Annotated in this window: 14 protein-coding genes; 6 read left to right on the top strand and 8 right to left on the bottom strand. The window is 38.5% G+C overall.

What is annotated here, in order from left to right:
- Positions 1-47 precede the first annotated feature (47 nt).
- Both rnz and rtcR read right to left on the bottom strand, forming a co-directional pair.
- Entirely contained in the window at positions 48-962 is a 915-nt protein-coding gene (gene rnz / locus M1E93_RS02040; protein ID WP_040132740.1) for a ribonuclease Z, read from the bottom strand.
- 99 nt (positions 963-1,061) lie between these two features.
- The gene (gene rtcR, locus M1E93_RS02035; protein ID WP_004926065.1) at positions 1,062-2,642 is read right to left on the bottom strand and encodes an RNA repair transcriptional activator RtcR; all 1,581 of its coding nucleotides are present in this window, start codon (positions 2,640-2,642) and stop codon (positions 1,062-1,064) included.
- Positions 2,643-3,118: 476 nt separating this feature from the next.
- Between rtcR and M1E93_RS02030 the strand changes: the two genes are divergently transcribed.
- From M1E93_RS02030 to M1E93_RS02010, 5 genes are all read left to right on the top strand, one after another.
- Positions 3,119-4,240, top strand: a complete 1,122-nt coding sequence (locus M1E93_RS02030) for a slipin family protein (protein ID WP_169342296.1) — start codon at positions 3,119-3,121, stop codon at positions 4,238-4,240.
- 3 nt (positions 4,241-4,243) lie between these two features.
- Positions 4,244-5,470 carry an RtcB family protein gene (locus M1E93_RS02025; RefSeq protein ID WP_004926062.1) on the top strand — a complete coding sequence of 409 codons (1,227 nt, stop codon included), beginning with the start codon at positions 4,244-4,246 and terminating at the stop codon, positions 5,468-5,470.
- 9 nt (positions 5,471-5,479) lie between these two features.
- The gene (locus tag M1E93_RS02020) at positions 5,480-6,271 is read left to right on the top strand and encodes a nucleotidyltransferase domain-containing protein (protein WP_036942019.1); all 792 of its coding nucleotides are present in this window, start codon (positions 5,480-5,482) and stop codon (positions 6,269-6,271) included.
- A gap of 117 nt (positions 6,272-6,388) precedes the next feature.
- The gene (locus M1E93_RS02015) at positions 6,389-7,087 is read left to right on the top strand and encodes a helix-turn-helix transcriptional regulator (RefSeq protein ID WP_104873022.1); all 699 of its coding nucleotides are present in this window, start codon (positions 6,389-6,391) and stop codon (positions 7,085-7,087) included.
- A 50-nt stretch (positions 7,088-7,137) separates the two neighbouring features.
- Positions 7,138-7,737 (top strand): glutathione S-transferase family protein, encoded by a 600-nt coding sequence (locus tag M1E93_RS02010; RefSeq protein WP_014656891.1) that lies wholly within the window; start codon positions 7,138-7,140, stop codon positions 7,735-7,737.
- A 56-nt stretch (positions 7,738-7,793) separates the two neighbouring features.
- Here the strand turns inward: M1E93_RS02010 and M1E93_RS02005 are convergent, their stop codons facing one another.
- The gene (locus tag M1E93_RS02005) at positions 7,794-8,216 is read right to left on the bottom strand and encodes a DoxX family protein (protein ID WP_014656892.1); all 423 of its coding nucleotides are present in this window, start codon (positions 8,214-8,216) and stop codon (positions 7,794-7,796) included.
- A 472-nt stretch (positions 8,217-8,688) separates the two neighbouring features.
- On the opposite strand from M1E93_RS02005, the gene M1E93_RS02000 reads away from it, so the two are divergent.
- Positions 8,689-9,744: an AraC family transcriptional regulator gene (locus M1E93_RS02000; protein ID WP_076914689.1), complete on the top strand. Its 1,056-nt coding sequence runs from the start codon at positions 8,689-8,691 to the stop codon at positions 9,742-9,744.
- Here the strand turns inward: M1E93_RS02000 and M1E93_RS01995 are convergent.
- The 5 genes from M1E93_RS01995 to M1E93_RS01975 all read right to left on the bottom strand — a co-directional run bounded on the left by M1E93_RS01995 (position 9,732) and on the right by M1E93_RS01975 (position 16,310).
- On the bottom strand, positions 9,732-10,520 hold the full coding sequence (locus tag M1E93_RS01995; RefSeq protein WP_004926053.1) for a MoaF C-terminal domain-containing protein: 789 nt from the start codon (positions 10,518-10,520) through the stop codon (positions 9,732-9,734). The two genes, M1E93_RS02000 and M1E93_RS01995, sit on opposite strands and share 13 nt — an antisense overlap.
- 20 nt (positions 10,521-10,540) lie before the next feature.
- Complete coding sequence (locus tag M1E93_RS01990; RefSeq protein WP_104873023.1) at positions 10,541-11,593, bottom strand: RidA family protein; 1,053 nt, start codon at positions 11,591-11,593, stop codon at positions 10,541-10,543.
- Positions 11,594-11,653: 60 nt separating this feature from the next.
- Complete coding sequence (locus tag M1E93_RS01985; protein ID WP_014656896.1) at positions 11,654-12,793, bottom strand: class II histone deacetylase; 1,140 nt, start codon at positions 12,791-12,793, stop codon at positions 11,654-11,656.
- Positions 12,794-12,856: 63 nt separating this feature from the next.
- The gene (locus M1E93_RS01980; protein WP_104873025.1) at positions 12,857-14,527 is read right to left on the bottom strand and encodes an amidohydrolase; all 1,671 of its coding nucleotides are present in this window, start codon (positions 14,525-14,527) and stop codon (positions 12,857-12,859) included.
- 10 nt (positions 14,528-14,537) lie between these two features.
- Entirely contained in the window at positions 14,538-16,310 is a 1,773-nt protein-coding gene (locus M1E93_RS01975; RefSeq protein ID WP_061064661.1) for an SDR family NAD(P)-dependent oxidoreductase, read from the bottom strand.
- Positions 16,311-16,312: the final 2 nt, after the last annotated feature.

The following is a 16,312-nucleotide window of genomic DNA, read 5'->3' as shown; positions in this document are numbered from 1 at the left end:
AACGTGCCGAGTTCATCTATTAGCGAACAAGAGGCCATGCCATCGCTCTAAATTTTAATGGTTAAATAGTCGCTCGCTATCTCGGTATTAGGGAAAATGGCTTGGCACTCCGCCAGCAGCATCGGCATATCTTCAGCGCTATAACGACCACTGATATGCGTCGCAATAAAACGTTTCACACCCGCGTCTCGCGCTAACTGCGCCGCTTGCCCTGTGGTACTGTGCCCCCGATCATTGGCTTTTTCATGATACGCATTTTCCAGCGTCGTTTCATGCACCATAACATCCGCATTCTTTGCCAAGAAAAGAGCCTGTTCCGTTGGTTTGGTATCCCCAAAAATCGCAATGACTTTGCCAGGCTTTGGCTTACCTAAATAATCAGCACCATTAACACGGCGACCGTCGGCTAACATAATAGTTTCACCGGCCTTTAACGCTTGCATCCACGGGCCGCGTGGAATGTTATCTTGCGCTAATTTATCAACATCTAATGAACCTCGTTTAGGATGTTCTTCAATACGGTAACCATAGCATTCAACGCGATGGTCAAGCGGGTAGGCTGTCACGATTAACTCACCATCATCAAACAACTGCCCTGGCTCTATTTCGATCATTTCAAGAGGATAAGTCATATAAGAGCTGCTCAGGGTCAGTACTGTTTCGACATACTGTTTTAAACCTTTTGGACCATATAACGTTAATGGATCAGTTGATCCCCCCATTGAGCGGCTACATAACAGCCCCGGTAATCCAAAAATATGATCTCCATGTAGATGGGTAATAAAAATTTTTTCAATTCTTGGCGCCTTAAATACGCTATTTAAAATGCGATGTTGAGTTCCTTCACCACAATCAAACATCCAGTATGTTTTACGTATGCCTGTTAGGTTTAATAGCATACTGGTGACGTTACGCTCTTTGGTCGGCACACCGGCACTCGTTCCTAAAAAGGTTAACTCCATCTTTTCACACTCCATACTTAACTGTTTTTATTATTTTTATAATAAATAAACTTAATGTTTCTAATAGATTACTGAGTATCTTATCAATTTCGCCAAGCACTAAGCCTTTTTCACCTTATCCCAATCTAATCCAAAACGCGCCAAATACTTACGTAACCTATCTGCATCATTCGGCTGCTTTTTCTGCTGTCTTGAAACAGCAAACAGTACTCTACCCGCTTCTGAGAGACTTGATGAGCGACGGCATACATCTAATACTGTGGCTAATTGTTGCTGCTCAAATAGGTCAATTTCGCCAACTTCTGGCGGCAAGGTGTCTTTTGCTTTTGTGACCCACTGTGATTGCAATCTCATGATCTCTTCATCAACGACCGCTTTTGTCACACGACCACGTTCAGCAAAGGTTGCCATGCGGCTGATTGATGCTCCGAGTTCACGGAAGTTACCCCGCCACAACGCTTGCGCTGAACAGGCAAACGTTAAGTAAGCTTGGCGAGCTTCACTATCAAAGCGGATTTGGCTTTGTGCATCCTGACTAAATTTAGCCAACTCATAATCGATATTAGGCTCAATATCCTCACGTCTTTCCGCCAGCCCAGGTAAGGTGAAAGTCCACATATTGATACGCGCAAATAAATCTTCGCGAAATTTACCCTCTTCAACCCATTGCGCCAAATTACGATGTGTACCCGCTATCAATTGAAAGTCACTTTGCACTTCCTCATCGGAACCGTACGGAAAAAAACTTTTTTCTTCAATGGCTTTTAGTAGCATGGCTTGTTCGTCCAGCCCTAATTCAGCAATTTCATCTAAAAATAAGATACCACCGTCAGCCTCTTTAAGCAGGCCACGACGTGGGTTAATCGCGCCTGTAAACGCGCCTTTAATATGCCCAAATAGCGTTGACATCGCGTTATCACCGCGTAACGTGGCACAGTTAACCTCAACAAAGCGCCCTTTAATATGATGGCGACTTTCTCGCAATTGATAAATTCTGCGCGCCAAAAAGGATTTACCCGCCCCTGTAGGGCCATTTAATAAGATAGGCGCTTTTGAACGTAAAGCGACTCGTTCGATCCGCTCAATCATCGCGTTAAAATTCGCGTTACGAGTTGCGATACCTGATTTCAAAAAAGACACTTGAGCCTGTTGCTCTTTTTGAAAACGGCTCGTGATGTGCGTATAGCGACTGAGGTCGAGATCAATCACCGTATAGATACCCGCGGGATCTTTTTCTCTTCCCGCTTCTGTCGGTGAGGTTTGCAATAATTTAGCGGGTAAATAGTGTGCTTCTGTTAACAAGAACCAGCAGATTTGCACCACGTGAGTACCCGTCGTGATATGAACCAAATACTCTTCATTCTCAGTATCAAAAGGGTAATTTGAAGAAAAATCCAGTAACGAGGTATAAACCTCTTCAAAATCCCACGGATCAGCAATATCCACCTCGCGTAATATGACCTCCGTCTGTGGTGAGACTTGCTCAATATCCTCTTTCACATGATGAGCCATATTATAATTATTTACCTGATGGATTAATTCAAAGCGATGAATATCCAGATCAGGTTGCTGACATAGCCCAACTGAAGGGCGCCATTTCGTCCACCGATTCGTTCTTTTTCCACGTCGATCCAGTGCCGTACCTAATACGCCAATAACAACCTTACGCTTCTTATTCATTTTATATAAATTTATAAATCACGATAATTAAAGATAAAAAATAGCATAGGTTATTTTTTATCTGAATCATACCAGAATAATTCCAAAAAAATTAAGTTATTACATATCAATAAGATAAATATTTTTTTGTTATTTTAAACAAAGTTGGCACGCTTATCGCAATATTAAAATCATCCACTGCCGGATATTGTCAGAACTTCGGTTCTACCGGTGCAGACATGGTGGCGAAATGATGTCACTACATGGTCTGTATTCCGCCGTCAGTAAGATAATAACTTAATGATAGTTAATCTGTTCCTTCCAGAACAAAAAACTTGATATAACAACGGGTTATAAAAATTAGGCAACACACCACCCTCCGAGATCTTTATCGGGTCATGGGCAGAACCTTAGACAGCCAGTTTGACGGCACTCTAACTTTCCCCCCATCACTCCATACTTTTCTTCGATGGTGGCTCATAATAATAAAGGAATAAATAATGAAAAAAATAATTGTGGCACAAGGACAAATTGCGCTGACCGAGAAAAACGGTAATTTTCAGCATCTTTTGCTAGCAGGTGAACACCGTATCAATGATTGGTTTAATAAACTCACCGTTAGCCTGTTCACACTTAATCATGAACCTATTGATGCAAAGTTGGCTGATCATTTGCGCCAATATCACCCTGATTGGGTGGAAGCGCATTGTATAGATATTAATTTATCGGATAACGAGATCGCTTTTTTATATCTTCATAATAATTTGACTGAAATTTTAGCGCCGGCAACGCGACGCCTGTATTGGAAAATTGCAGAAACATTACGTGTAGATATTCAACAAACTGGTGATATTGCTATCCCACAAACATTAGTCAACCGCCTAAATAGCAAAAAATGGATTAAGGGTCGAGATATCAGCTTAGTGGTCCAAGTTCCAGCGTGGCATGTTGGGGTATTAAAGGTTGATGGTGAAGTCAAAACATTATTGCAACCCGGAAATTATGGTTACTGGTGTATTGAACACCAGCCTCAGGTAGACGTTATTGATACCCGTTTACTGGCGATTGAGGTCAGTGGTCAAGAGATCCTAACCAAAGACAAAGTGACATTGCGTATCAATTTGTCAGCCAACTGGCGCTACCGTGATATTTTGTTGGCCTTCTCAAAGTTGAGCCAACCCGTCGATTATCTCTACCGTGAGCTACAGTTTGCCTTACGAGAAATTATCGGCACACGCTCATTAGATGAGTTACTGGAAAACAAGCAACTCATTGATGAATTGATGCTAGAACAAATTACCCAATGTGTCGCTGAATTTGGCTTGGATGTCGATAGCATTGGCGTAAAAGACATTATTTTGCCGGGTGATATGCGAACTATTTTATCGCAAGTGGTAGAAGCGGAAAAGGCCGCCCAAGCAAACGTGATCCGCCGTCGAGAAGAAACCGCGGCAACACGCTCATTATTAAACACGGCAAAAGTCATGGAAAACAACCCCATTGCTTTACGTTTAAAAGAGCTGGAAACACTAGAAAGCATTGCGCATCGAATCGACCAAATATCCGTTTATGGTGGATTGGATCAAGTATTAAACGGACTGGTAAAAATTAAGGAATAAAGAATGAACAATAACGCTGTTAACGAACTTATTTTGGAAAATAGCGCACCTGTAAAAATGTGGACTAACGGTGTACCGGTTGATCCTAAAGCCGTAGTACAACTGCAAAACACCGCTAAAATGCCTTTTATTTTTAAACATTTAGCAGTAATGCCTGATGTACATGTCGGTAAAGGTTCCACTATTGGTAGTGTGATCCCAACCAAAGGCGCCATTATTCCGGCTGCCGTTGGCGTTGATATCGGTTGTGGGATGATAGCAGTGCGAACTTCACTAACCGCCTCTGATTTACCGGATAGCCTGCAAAATATCCGTTTTGCAATTGAAGCGGCTGTTCCACATGGACGTACAACTCAACGCCATGGTCGTGATAAAGGAGCCTGGCATCGAGCACCCGAAATTGTTGATCAGCATTGGGCGCATTTAGATGAAGAATTTAAACGTATTTGTGATAAATACCCAAAACTACGTGGAACAAACCACTACAACCATTTAGGAACATTAGGAACAGGTAACCACTTTATTGAACTGTGTTTAGATGAACAAGATCGTGTATGGGTGATGCTACATAGTGGTTCTCGCGGTGTCGGTAACGCGATTGGTAACTTATTTATTTCATTAGCACATAAAGATATGCAACAGCATATTGCCAATCTGCCTGATCGCGATTTGGCGTACTTTGAAGAAGGGAGCCAACACTTTAATGATTACATGGAAGCCGTAGGTTGGGCACAAGATTTCGCTCGCCATAACCGTGAAGTCATGATGCACCGAGTACTAGAAGCACTATCAAAAACGATCACGAAGCCATTCACCACACAACAAGAAGCGGTGAATTGCCACCATAATTATGTACAAAAAGAGCACCATTTTGGTGAAGAGATACTGGTAACCCGTAAAGGAGCCGTATCTGCGAGAAAAGGGCAAATGGGGATCATTCCCGGCTCTATGGGGGCTAAAAGCTTTATCGTACGCGGTTTAGGGAATGAAGAAAGTTTCTGCTCTTGCAGCCATGGTGCAGGCCGTGTGATGAGTCGAACAGAAGCGAAAAAGCGCTATTCTGTGGCAGATCAAAAACTAGCAACAGCCCATGTAGAGTGTCGAAAAGATAGTGACGTCATTGATGAGATCCCAATGGCATACAAAGATATTGATGCCGTGATGGCCGCACAATCGTCATTAGTAGAAATCGTACATACACTGCGTCAGGTCGTGTGTGTGAAAGGATAGGAGAATGGCATGGAGAGTGAAAGCATAACGCCATTAATGCGAGAGCGCATACAAAAAACATTAGCTGAAATAGAAACAACCCATCGGGTAAAAATCCTGTTTGCGTGCGAGTCTGGAAGCCGCGGTTGGGGTTTTGCTTCTTGTGATAGCGATTATGATGTGAGGTTTATTTATGTTCATCAATTAGATTGGTATTTAACACTCGATAGAAAACGCGATGTGATTGAAAAACCCATTGATAATGAACTGGATGTTTCCGGTTGGGAATTATCAAAAGCTTTAAAATTGATGCGTAATTCTAACCCTGCGTTAATTGAATGGCTGCATTCGCCAATTGTTTACCACAAGGATGCGTCATTTATTCAACAATTTGAATTATTAGCGTCAAAATTCTATTCACCGCTAAAGGCGCGTTATCACTATTTATCCATAGCAAAACGTAACTTGCGGGAAGATTTTAAAGGGGAAACAGTACGCCTAAAAAAATATTTTTATATCTTAAGGGCAATACTGGCGTTGCGTTGGATTGAACACTCAAAAATCATGCCACCAATGGCTTTTTCACAATTGGTCAGTGCAACAGTCACCGATCACGCCGTTTTGGCGGAAATCAATGAACTGTTAGTGATCAAACAAAATGTAGATGAAAGCGAATATGGTTCACGGCGCCCTGCTATCGACAGGTTGATTATTGAGACGATTGAAAAATCAGAAAAACTCAATCTTCCAGAGCCTTATTGCCGTGATAGCGCTTTATTAGATAAGTTTTTGCAAAAAGCTATCTTAGCAAACGATAGATAGCCACCATCAATCCAGTCATTTTTAATTAGCGGTGAGGCCATTCTCGCCGCTATTTTTTATTCTCGCCTTAAGCACCAATGTTATAATACGATTTCCAGCCAACGCACAGAGTAACCAATGACCCGCACTCAACGTTTATTGACTTTATTACAGATATTAAAAGAAAGTCGCTATCCCATTACGGCAGAGTCTCTCGCATCACAATTGCACATCAGTATTCGGTCTGTTTACCGTGATATTGATGAACTACGCTGCCAAGGTGCCGAAATTACAGGTGAAGCAGGTATCGGCTATCAGCTAAAATCCGGTTTGTTACTTCCCCCTTTAATGTTCGATGACAACGAACTCGAAGCGCTGATCTTAGGTTTACGCTGGGTACAAAGTAATGCCGATGAAGAGCTGAAATTATCCGCCATGCGCGCAATCAATAAAATCAATGCGGTTGTCAAACAGGGGTCACAAAACCTTACCAATCAAACGACATTATTTGCACCTAGCACACAAATTGCACCGATTAATAATGTGATTGCGAAAAACCTAAGACTGAGTTTACGAAAAGAAATAAAAGCTAAAATTGACTATCAAGATGAAAGTGGGAAATTTAGCAGTAGAGTTATCTGGCCAATCGCAATTGGCTATATGAAAGATACCCAAGTCTTAGCCGCTTGGTGCGAACTCAGAGAAAGTTATCGCCATTTTCGCTTAGATCGGATCCAATCCTATATTGCTCTGGAGGATAAATTACCCTATCCCAAACATTATTTATTTGAGCAATGGCGAAAAGAGACTTTATGTGTGACTACTGACAGAATCTGACACACCGCTACCTTATGATAGCGACTCAACTTAATCATAAGGAAAAGGCGATGAGCTCACTTACCCTATATACAAATTCGATGTCACGCGGCAATACGGTCGACCTGCTATTTAAACTGTTAGATGTACCTTATCAGCGAATTGAGCTTGAATATGGCGAGCAAATGCATACTGCCGAATATCTTGCTATTAATCCGATGGGAAAAGTTCCCGCTTTAGTCGATGGTGAACATATTATCACTGAAACTGCGGCTATCTGTGTCTATTTAGCCGATAAATTTATAGAAAAAGGGTTAGCGCCGGCGTTTAATTCCCCACAACGAGCAGCCTATTATCGCTGGTTCTTTTTTACCGCAGGCCCTATTGAAGCGGCATTTACAACGCATGCAATGGGCTTACAGTTAGATGAAGCACAGCAAAAAATGTCAGGTTTTGGCTCATTTAAACGCGTTATGGATTGTCTAGAAACAGGACTTAGTAACGCTGCACCTTATATTTGCGGCCAACAACTAACCGCAATCGATGTGTATGTCGGGGCTTTTCTTCTATTTATGGAAAAGATAAATTTTATCGAAAACTCCGCGGTCATTAATCATTATCTCGACACATTAAAATCTCATCCAAAGTTCGCCAAAAGCATTGCATCATAAGCTTTTAAGGATACAGGCCACCATTTATGATGGCCTGATATTCATCGTATTGAGCCTTAACGCCACGTTGCACTCTTCATAACAGAAAAGCGCCCTGCTCCCATTAACGCAAGTGCAATTGATCCCACAAAGAAATAAACAATACTTTCAATTGCCCATGCCCCCGTTTTATCCAATAAAAACGTTTTATCAAGCCCTACCATTAACCAAGCAATAAACATGGTAAAAGCGACAAGCAGCGCGGCTGGCCGAGTGAGTATCCCTAATATAATGAAAATCGGTGCGACAACTTCCCCCAAAATAGTTCCATAAGCAATAAATTCGGGTAAACCATATGCAGCAAGCATAGCTTTAATGCCACTAGCGCCTGTTAACAATTTACTCATGCCATGGAATAACATTAATCCGCCAATAGTAATACGTAATAACAATTTTCCAGCATCGTCATGTGCCAATAACCGATTTACTGTGCCTATCATTGTGTGCTTCTCCAAGAAAAATATACTGCAACCTATGACGCGTTTACGACCAATACAATAAGAGTGACTTTTATTTATTATTGTTATAGCAGCATTGTAGTTATTTAATAGCTTTTACTCTTACTTTGGTGACACCAATAGCATTTATTCATAAAACTAAGGTATGAACTAAAAAATAAAAGGTCAATCAACAACAATTAAGTCAAATTTAAAAAAAACAAAAAATACTAAATAAGAGCATTCTAAAAAGAGCGTTAATGAATTAAGATAATTGATGTTCAAAATAATTGTTATTTATTTAAGATTTCAATCAAAAATAAAGAATATAACGATATATTTATATCATCAATATAAAATAATAATGATATAAATTCATTGCTATTTTGTTACTAACATGTAATTTTGTCATATCAAAGAATGTGCGGTTAATGAATTCAAGCAAAATAGCATCTCATTAATACGAGGCATAAAAATGAAACCTGAAACTAACGCCCATCATTCATATAACTCTTATATACATCAGCTAAAAATATCCGAGATCATGAGTTATTTACAGTCACTGGATATTCCTTTTTCATATAGATCAAAAATTTTATATAATAAATTTAAATTACTAAAATTAACAGAAGTTGCCCCCATACAAGCTTATAACGAGTTTCTACGTTTAATTGCTCATGAAACAAAAGATCAGCATTGGTGTGCGAAAGCGGGTATCGCAGCCCCCTATCATAGTTACTCACCGATCAGTGAAATTTTTATGTCGGCAAAAACATTACATGCCGCTTTAATCGAACTCAACCAATATACCGATCTATTTCAAGGCAAAACACACACTAATATTGTCATAGAAAACAAAAAGGTTTTAATCAATTATGAAGTGAGTATATTTAAGCCTGAATACTATAAGTTTGACATTGAGTACAGTTTATTTAGGTTAGTGAGTCAAATAAGAGAGCGACTTGGTAAAGATTGGATACCTGATTCATTTTATTTCCAATATGCGTTAAGTCGAAAAGATAAAGATAATTTGAAAAAAATCATTCCAACTCACTATGAAGACAATGCTAAATTCAATGGTATTTCATTTGATGAAGAGTGGCTAAATGCTGGTATTAATAAAAAAGAGCATGATGAAACGTTCATTTTTTTCTTAAAAAATCATCTAAATAAACTTAAACACTCAAGTTGTATGCCCGAATCCATGAGTATGAAAGTGCAAGATATTATGTACCAACATATTTTATCACAAAAAGACATTTCATTATCTTGGGTAGCGGCAAAGCTGTATATCTCACCAAGGACATTACAACGTAAATTAGCAAAAGAAAATATTAATTATTCAGATATTCTGGATAAAATTCGCTGTGATATTTCTATCGATAAACTCGTTGAAGAGAAGATTAGAATAGATAGCCTAGCTGAACTACTAGGCTATACGGACAGCGCCGCTTTTTCAAAAGCATTTAAACGCTGGACTGGCTCACCGCCACTTCAATACATCAAAAAACAGGGCTATCATAAAGCGTGAAAATTGTGCTCTTCAAGCCGTTTATTAATCCGCTTCATATAGGCTCCAATAGGGATGCTAAACCATTGCTCATCCGTATAGCCAACGGCAAACCCGGTGTTGCGCATTGACTTTAAGTCTAAGAGCAAAATAATCGCGACATCGACCGCTAACTCTCTAAAACCAAGTAAATACACATCATCTTTAATTTTTAGGTAAGTTGCTTGGTCACAATCACATTCACCATGTCTTACCCCTCCATAAATATGATACGCATACCATTGGCTATTAATATAAATATGTTCAACGGCGGTACTTTCACTGTATTCATTCAGAATATGTAAGCCAATAAGATCTCGCGTTTCTGCGGGGAGAAGCGTATTATCGTTATCGCCAATAATCTTTCCAACATGATAATGCTGTTCGAATCTCGGCGTCGTTTTCTTACTTGGCTGGTATTGAGAGCTAAACAGGACAACATGGCTATTATTGAGGTCTAGTACTAAAATTGAGTGAGCAAAATCAATGCTCCCTTTTGATAATTCAATTAAAAATACTTTATCCGCAACTTCGGTCATATCGCTGATTTTTCTTTTTTTCTTATCAAAATAAGAGCTTAAAAAAACACTATTCGTTATAATATGGTCATGTTCATCAATACGAAAATAAAAACTTTCATTGTTTAAATAAAGATTAAATTCAATATTAATAATGTCATAACTTCTCTTTATTCGATTCTTTTTTAACTCATTCGTAAACATATCAAATGATGTATCAGAAATTATTTGCTCTGTCATGTTATCACCTGTGATATAAATTAAAATGAATGAATGCTTATTTCTAAAAATGACTTGTTATTCATGAGTTTTTTGACTGGCAATGTCTCTACAATATAATTTTCTACATGGGCGCTTGTTAACTTCGTCATTAGCTCATCATGTATAATATCAATATAAGCCTCACTACTATTTTTACTCTTAACATATTTTATTGTGACTCTAATACTGGATGAAAAATTATTTTCCAATATATTATCTATATGTTTTTTTGCATGTATAAAGCTATCATATAAATCTAGGTTAAGTTGAAAGCAAGCATAGTGAATAGGTGCAGCCAACTGTGATAATGGGCTTTTTACAAAACCGTCTATTTCTATTAAAAATTCATCAACGGCCATCCCATCACAATAGGTGACATTGAGTTCACAATTAATAGCTTGAATATTTCCAGTATATTTAGCAATCTCGTCTTTTATCAGATCTATTACTGGCTGATATGCGACATCACTACGAAGATAAACATTTAATAAAATAAGATCATCCATTGAGTAATCTAACTCAATTATTGAACGATTAATTTTATCAAAAATCACCGCAACTTGCTCTTCAAGGGTATCATTGATGTAATAAGCATGGCTATTATCATCGGAAACAATCAAAGCTTCCGTGCCTGTAATATAAAGTAGCTCCTCATAAATTAAAGAGCGGCTAACGTCCATTTCCGTATTATAGAAAGGTAAGCATTGAACCGCCTTGTTATGACGAGGAAAAATAAACTCAATGGCTACCAGAGCATTATCATTGCTAAAATTCGGAAGCCGAATAATTGTTCCAACAGGCTTTTTATTACCGTAGCCTTGTGCTATTTCGTGGCTAACTTTATGAAATTGATTAATCGCATAGATGGGATCAACTTTATCACTTTTAATCGCTATTGTATGTTTTAGCATATCCGCATAACTAATACCCATTTTTATTAATGCATTATTTACTTCAGAGATAATTATTGCTAATTGAGTATCAAAATCGCCTCCCGAAAAAGAAGAGTGCCACCCAACAATGACATTATCATTGGTTTTTAATATATTCATTATGTCTCACCCAATTAATAGATCAATTTAATGTGTAACGCTTGCTCTAATAGAATATTGTTACAAACCCAATTTAATCGCTTGGTGATTTATTAAATTTTCTTGTAACTCTTTGAGTGCTTGAGGAATCGTTTGTTGTTGGATAAAAGAAATAAAAGGGTCGACAACCTGAGTATTTATGCCACTTAACCCTTCTAGTAGTGCTAATGCACAAAAGGGAACATAATGCTCAGAATAGCCTCCTTCATGTATGACAACCACTTTTCCATGGCAAACGTCCTGAGCGACCGCGACAATACTTTCTATCATTTCTCGATAACTCTGGCTATGGAGTTGCATATGTCCTAGAGGGTCAAAGGTACTTGCATCATAACCACTGCCAATAATAATGAGATCCGGTTTGTAGGTCCTAAGAGCAGGGATTGCTATTGTTCTTAATGCATATAAATATTCATCATGGCCACATCCCGGTAATAACGGAATATTAATATTGAATCCTAAACCTTCTCGGTTACCTTGTTCTTCGATACCTCCTGAGTTAATTGGGAAGCAGTTATCTTGATGCATAGAGATGGTAAGCACTTTATTATCGTTATAAAAAATAGCTTGAGTTCCATTTCCATGATGAACATCCCAATCCAATATAGCGACTTTTTTTGCCCCTAAATTCTCAAGGGCATATTTAGCGGCAATACTGCTGTTCGCTAAATAGGTCGCCCCCATCGCTTTATCTGGCAAAGCATGATGGCCTGCTGGCACACATACGGCATAAGCCCTATTTAAAGAACCGTCCATCACTTGATGAACAGCGGCTTTTGCTTGGCCTGCGGATAATAGCGCTATTTGATACCCCCCCGGTCCAAATGGTGCCTGTAAACCTAATTCCCCCCCTTCATTTTTACTCAGTTCAATAAAATCATTTAAATACTCTTGGGTATGAACACGCGCCGCATCATTATAAGTAATGGGGGGGGCACTGTATGAAAATAAAAATTCATTCATGCCACTCACATCAATTAAGGATTTAAAACGACGTACGCAACTTGCAGAGCTAGCCCCAAATTCATTATTCGCGAAAGGTTGCATCCAATTCATTTGATTATAAGCTAGCGGTGATGATTTATAACTCCGCCCCCATAAACAATATTCATGATAAAAAAGACCAGTTTTAATCGTGGAGTCTTTCATGCTGCAAAACATATTATTCCCCTAAGTAGATAATCTGGTGTAGCTTCAATAATCGCGAGCACATCTGATATTCCATTACCGTTGATACACAACTTTTCCATTACAAATGGTCATAATGACATTGGTTTTCCCTATTTGCTCAGCCGGAATAGTAAATAGGTCATGACTTAATATTTGTAAGTCAGCCAATTTCCCTACTTCTATCGAACCTCTTTCATGTTCAAGATGTTCCTGAATGGCACCATTAATGGTGTACATGCGAATGGCATCCTCAATCTTACAACCTAGGTCAGATTGATAAATTTGATTGTTTTTAGCTTTTCTAGTCAGCGTAAATTCAAGTCCTTTTAACCAATTAAATGGGAAGCAACAGGCATCAGAGCCAGCAGCAACCACAACGCCTTCATTAATATAAGACTGCCAGTCAAATAACTTAGCGTTGTACTCATCGGGTATAATCTGCTTAATATCATTGATCATGCTATAGCCTGCGATTGGTTGGCAGGATAGCAAAATATTATTTTTTGCCATTGTTTTCGCATTCTCAATCGTGAGATCATCACCATGAATAATAAAATGGCGTAAGTCTTTATTTGGCATGATCTTTTCTGCATAAGAAAAGGCATCTATTGCTGCATCAATCGTTTTTCCACCAATTGCATGAATACCAACCTGCCAACCTAAGCGGTGTAATTCAACAATGGTTTTATTAAGTTCGGCAATTTGTTCTTCAACACTATGACCAGCAAAGGTTAGCTCTCCTTGATAACCATTGCATGATCTTCGAATACAAGGTGAACTATCACCAAATAACTTTATCGTATCGACTTTTAACCATGATTTATCGGTATGAAGTGGATATGAAAACGCTTCGGCACCAGAAATAATATTTTTAAAACTGTGCACACCTTCTTTTGCCGCAAATAAATTAACACTAACCCGAGTTAATAACTTATTTTCATCATAAAGCGCCTTATAGAGCTTTATGACTCTGCTACTCCAAGCACCATGAAATAGATTATCGCCTCCTGGCCCTAAAATATCGGTGTAACTTGTGATGCCATTTTGTAGTAAATGATATTGGATAAGTAAAATATAGCTTTTAAGTTCTTCATCAGATAGCTGAGGTAAATATTTCCCAACAAGGTTCATGGCTCCCCATTCAGAAATAATACCGTTAGGCTCACCTTGCTGATCAATACCTATTCGTCCGACCTCTTTCGGTAGCTCTATGGATTTAGAATTTAACCCTGATAATTCTATAACCTCCTGATTAACAATTAGGTTATGTAAACTAAAATCACTAAAGCTTGCTAATTTCCCATTCGTTTTTTGGGATAAGTAAGCTTGGTTAACCGCGATTTTTTCGTTGTTATCATCAAGGAGTTCAAAGGGGCATCCAATGCCGTAGATCCAGTCCCTGTTTTTTTTAGCGGTTAAATGAGTCTCCAACTGACTTTCAAACTCATTTTTTAATTTACTCTCAAACAAATTTAGGAAATCACCAGAAATCAGCATGCCCGTGTGTGTCGCATGGATATGCGCATCATGTGCAGCAGGTAACACAAGCTTATTTTTTGCATCAATTATCTGAGTATGAAAACCTATTTTTTTAAAAATATCATCATTATCACCAACAGCAATAATTCTCTCTTTTGCAATCGCTATCGCCTCATAGAAAGAGAAGTTTTTATCTACCGTTGCAACCTTGGCATTAATAATGACTAAATCAGCATCTTGACTCATTATAAACACCTTATGTTGGAATATAATTTAATGGGTAATTTAATGAGTTAAGAGAAATAATATTTGCACCGGCTGGAATATTAATCATTTTATTCACTTCTGACAGATTTCCCCAGCCTTTCCCTGTTGTCGTCTTATTCTCCAAGTCATAAACAAAAACAAAGGATAGGTCGATTAATAGCTCTCGCCAAGTCACCACATAAGTAGAATCGTCAAACTTATAATAACTCACTTGATCGCATCCCCCATCACCTTTTCTGATACCATTAATGACGTTATAGCAATACCAATGTGAATTGATATAAATATGCTCATACACTGTCGATGGTAAATTCGAATAACAATATAACGCCCGACTGCCAATCAAATCACTCGTAATAAAAGGATACCGGCATTCATTAACTTTATGGTTTCCAGTCAGTATTATTGCTGGTGTAAAATATTGCTGATAATTAGACGCTAACTTTAATGGTATTGGCTTGCTGTGATCAGGCAAACTTTTAGGTTGATATTGTGTAAGAATAAATAGCGCTTTATTTGTGGTAAAATCGAGTGCAATAGATAGCGTAATTTCCGTATGCTCTGGAAATAAAAGATCCACAAAAAACAGATTATTTCTCACCTCAACCGCTTCATAATTTGCCTCTTTCGGGATAAAAATACCTTGTTGGTGATAACCTTCTATCGTGCAGCTCTTTTGATCGAAAAAGATCTCAATCACTGCGTTTTCTGTTTTAAATTCTATCCCTGTCAGGCTAATTTTTTTGCTTTGAGGTAAACGATTATGGGCCAACTCCCCATAACTCACTTCAGATTTCAGTTTGGCGTATTCTGTGAATGTTTCATTCACCATTTCTTCCGAGAGGTGCCATAATTTTTGACCGAAAGCGACATCCAGTACCCATGGAATAACCCCCGTTCCCTGCCGTGTATCCTCATTAATTTGAGAATAACTGCAATGTTCTAAAAAAATTCCCCCTTTATCCGCAAATTCAGGGTGACACAATGCCATAATCTGTGTTGCAACACCGGCTGATAATGATTTTACAGGTACTTTATTGGTGTCCTGTTTCTCTGCTAACTCTTTAAAATCATCGTGCTGCAAATGCAGATGTAGGTTTGTATCAAGAACAATGCCGGGAGCTACCGCAAAAGCTCGAATATTATAATCTTTCCAGCGCCTATCAAACTCAAATGCAAATAATACATTTGCTGATTTAGATTGTCCGTACGCAGTCCAACGGCTGTATGGTCGATGATTGAAATTTGGATCATCTAAATCGACATTACTTAAGCGATGCGCCCCCGATGTCATCATAACAACCCTTGCACCTTTTAATAAGCAAGGTGTCAGTTTGTTAATTAATAGAAAATGCCCTAAATGATTAATGCCAAACTGCTGTTCAAATCCATCGACGGTTAATTTAAAATCAGTGGCCATTACCCCGGCATTAGCCAATATCCCATCAAGTTTCACATCTTCTAGAATAATTTGCTTTACGAAACGCCGAATATCATTTAACGATGACAAATCAAGCAATTTAATTTCAAATAAAGCATCATCAAATTGTGAAGAAAGCTCCGTATAAAGTTGTTGTTTTTTTTCCTCTGTCCTGACGGTAAGAACAACATATCCTTCATGGCTTAATATTGCCTTAGCAGACTCTTTGCCTAATCCAATATTAGCGCCTGTGATTAGATACTTTTTATTCTTCAACGATATTCCGTCTAGTACTTCATTCCACGTAGTATGCACATGATAATGATTTAAATTTTTTGTCATTA

The sequence above is a fragment of the Providencia sp. PROV272 genome, assembly GCF_049901975.1.
GTDB classification, from domain to species: Bacteria; Pseudomonadota; Gammaproteobacteria; order Enterobacterales; family Enterobacteriaceae; genus Providencia; species Providencia stuartii.
This window is presented reverse-complemented; position numbering and strand designations above follow the sequence as displayed.

What these genes read in the sequence shown, in the direction of transcription:
- M1E93_RS01980 (WP_104873025.1), bottom strand. Translation starts at nt 14,527, where the DNA reads ATGAGTCAAGATGCTGATTTAGTCATTATTAATGCCAAGGTTGCAACG.
- rtcR (WP_004926065.1), bottom strand. Translation starts at nt 2,642, where the DNA reads ATGAATAAGAAGCGTAAGGTTGTTATTGGCGTATTAGGTACGGCACTG.
- M1E93_RS02000 (WP_076914689.1), top strand. Translation starts at nt 8,689, where the DNA reads ATGAAACCTGAAACTAACGCCCATCATTCATATAACTCTTATATACAT.
- rnz (WP_040132740.1), bottom strand. Translation starts at nt 962, where the DNA reads ATGGAGTTAACCTTTTTAGGAACGAGTGCCGGTGTGCCGACCAAAGAG.
- M1E93_RS01990 (WP_104873023.1), bottom strand. Translation starts at nt 11,593, where the DNA reads ATGAATATATTAAAAACCAATGATAATGTCATTGTTGGGTGGCACTCT.
- M1E93_RS02005 (WP_014656892.1), bottom strand. Translation starts at nt 8,216, where the DNA reads ATGATAGGCACAGTAAATCGGTTATTGGCACATGACGATGCTGGAAAA.
- M1E93_RS01975 (WP_061064661.1), bottom strand. Translation starts at nt 16,310, where the DNA reads ATGACAAAAAATTTAAATCATTATCATGTGCATACTACGTGGAATGAA.
- M1E93_RS02015 (WP_104873022.1), top strand. Translation starts at nt 6,389, where the DNA reads ATGACCCGCACTCAACGTTTATTGACTTTATTACAGATATTAAAAGAA.
- M1E93_RS02020 (WP_036942019.1), top strand. Translation starts at nt 5,480, where the DNA reads ATGGAGAGTGAAAGCATAACGCCATTAATGCGAGAGCGCATACAAAAA.
- M1E93_RS02025 (WP_004926062.1), top strand. Translation starts at nt 4,244, where the DNA reads ATGAACAATAACGCTGTTAACGAACTTATTTTGGAAAATAGCGCACCT.
- M1E93_RS01995 (WP_004926053.1), bottom strand. Translation starts at nt 10,520, where the DNA reads ATGACAGAGCAAATAATTTCTGATACATCATTTGATATGTTTACGAAT.
- M1E93_RS01985 (WP_014656896.1), bottom strand. Translation starts at nt 12,793, where the DNA reads ATGTTTTGCAGCATGAAAGACTCCACGATTAAAACTGGTCTTTTTTAT.
- M1E93_RS02010 (WP_014656891.1), top strand. Translation starts at nt 7,138, where the DNA reads ATGAGCTCACTTACCCTATATACAAATTCGATGTCACGCGGCAATACG.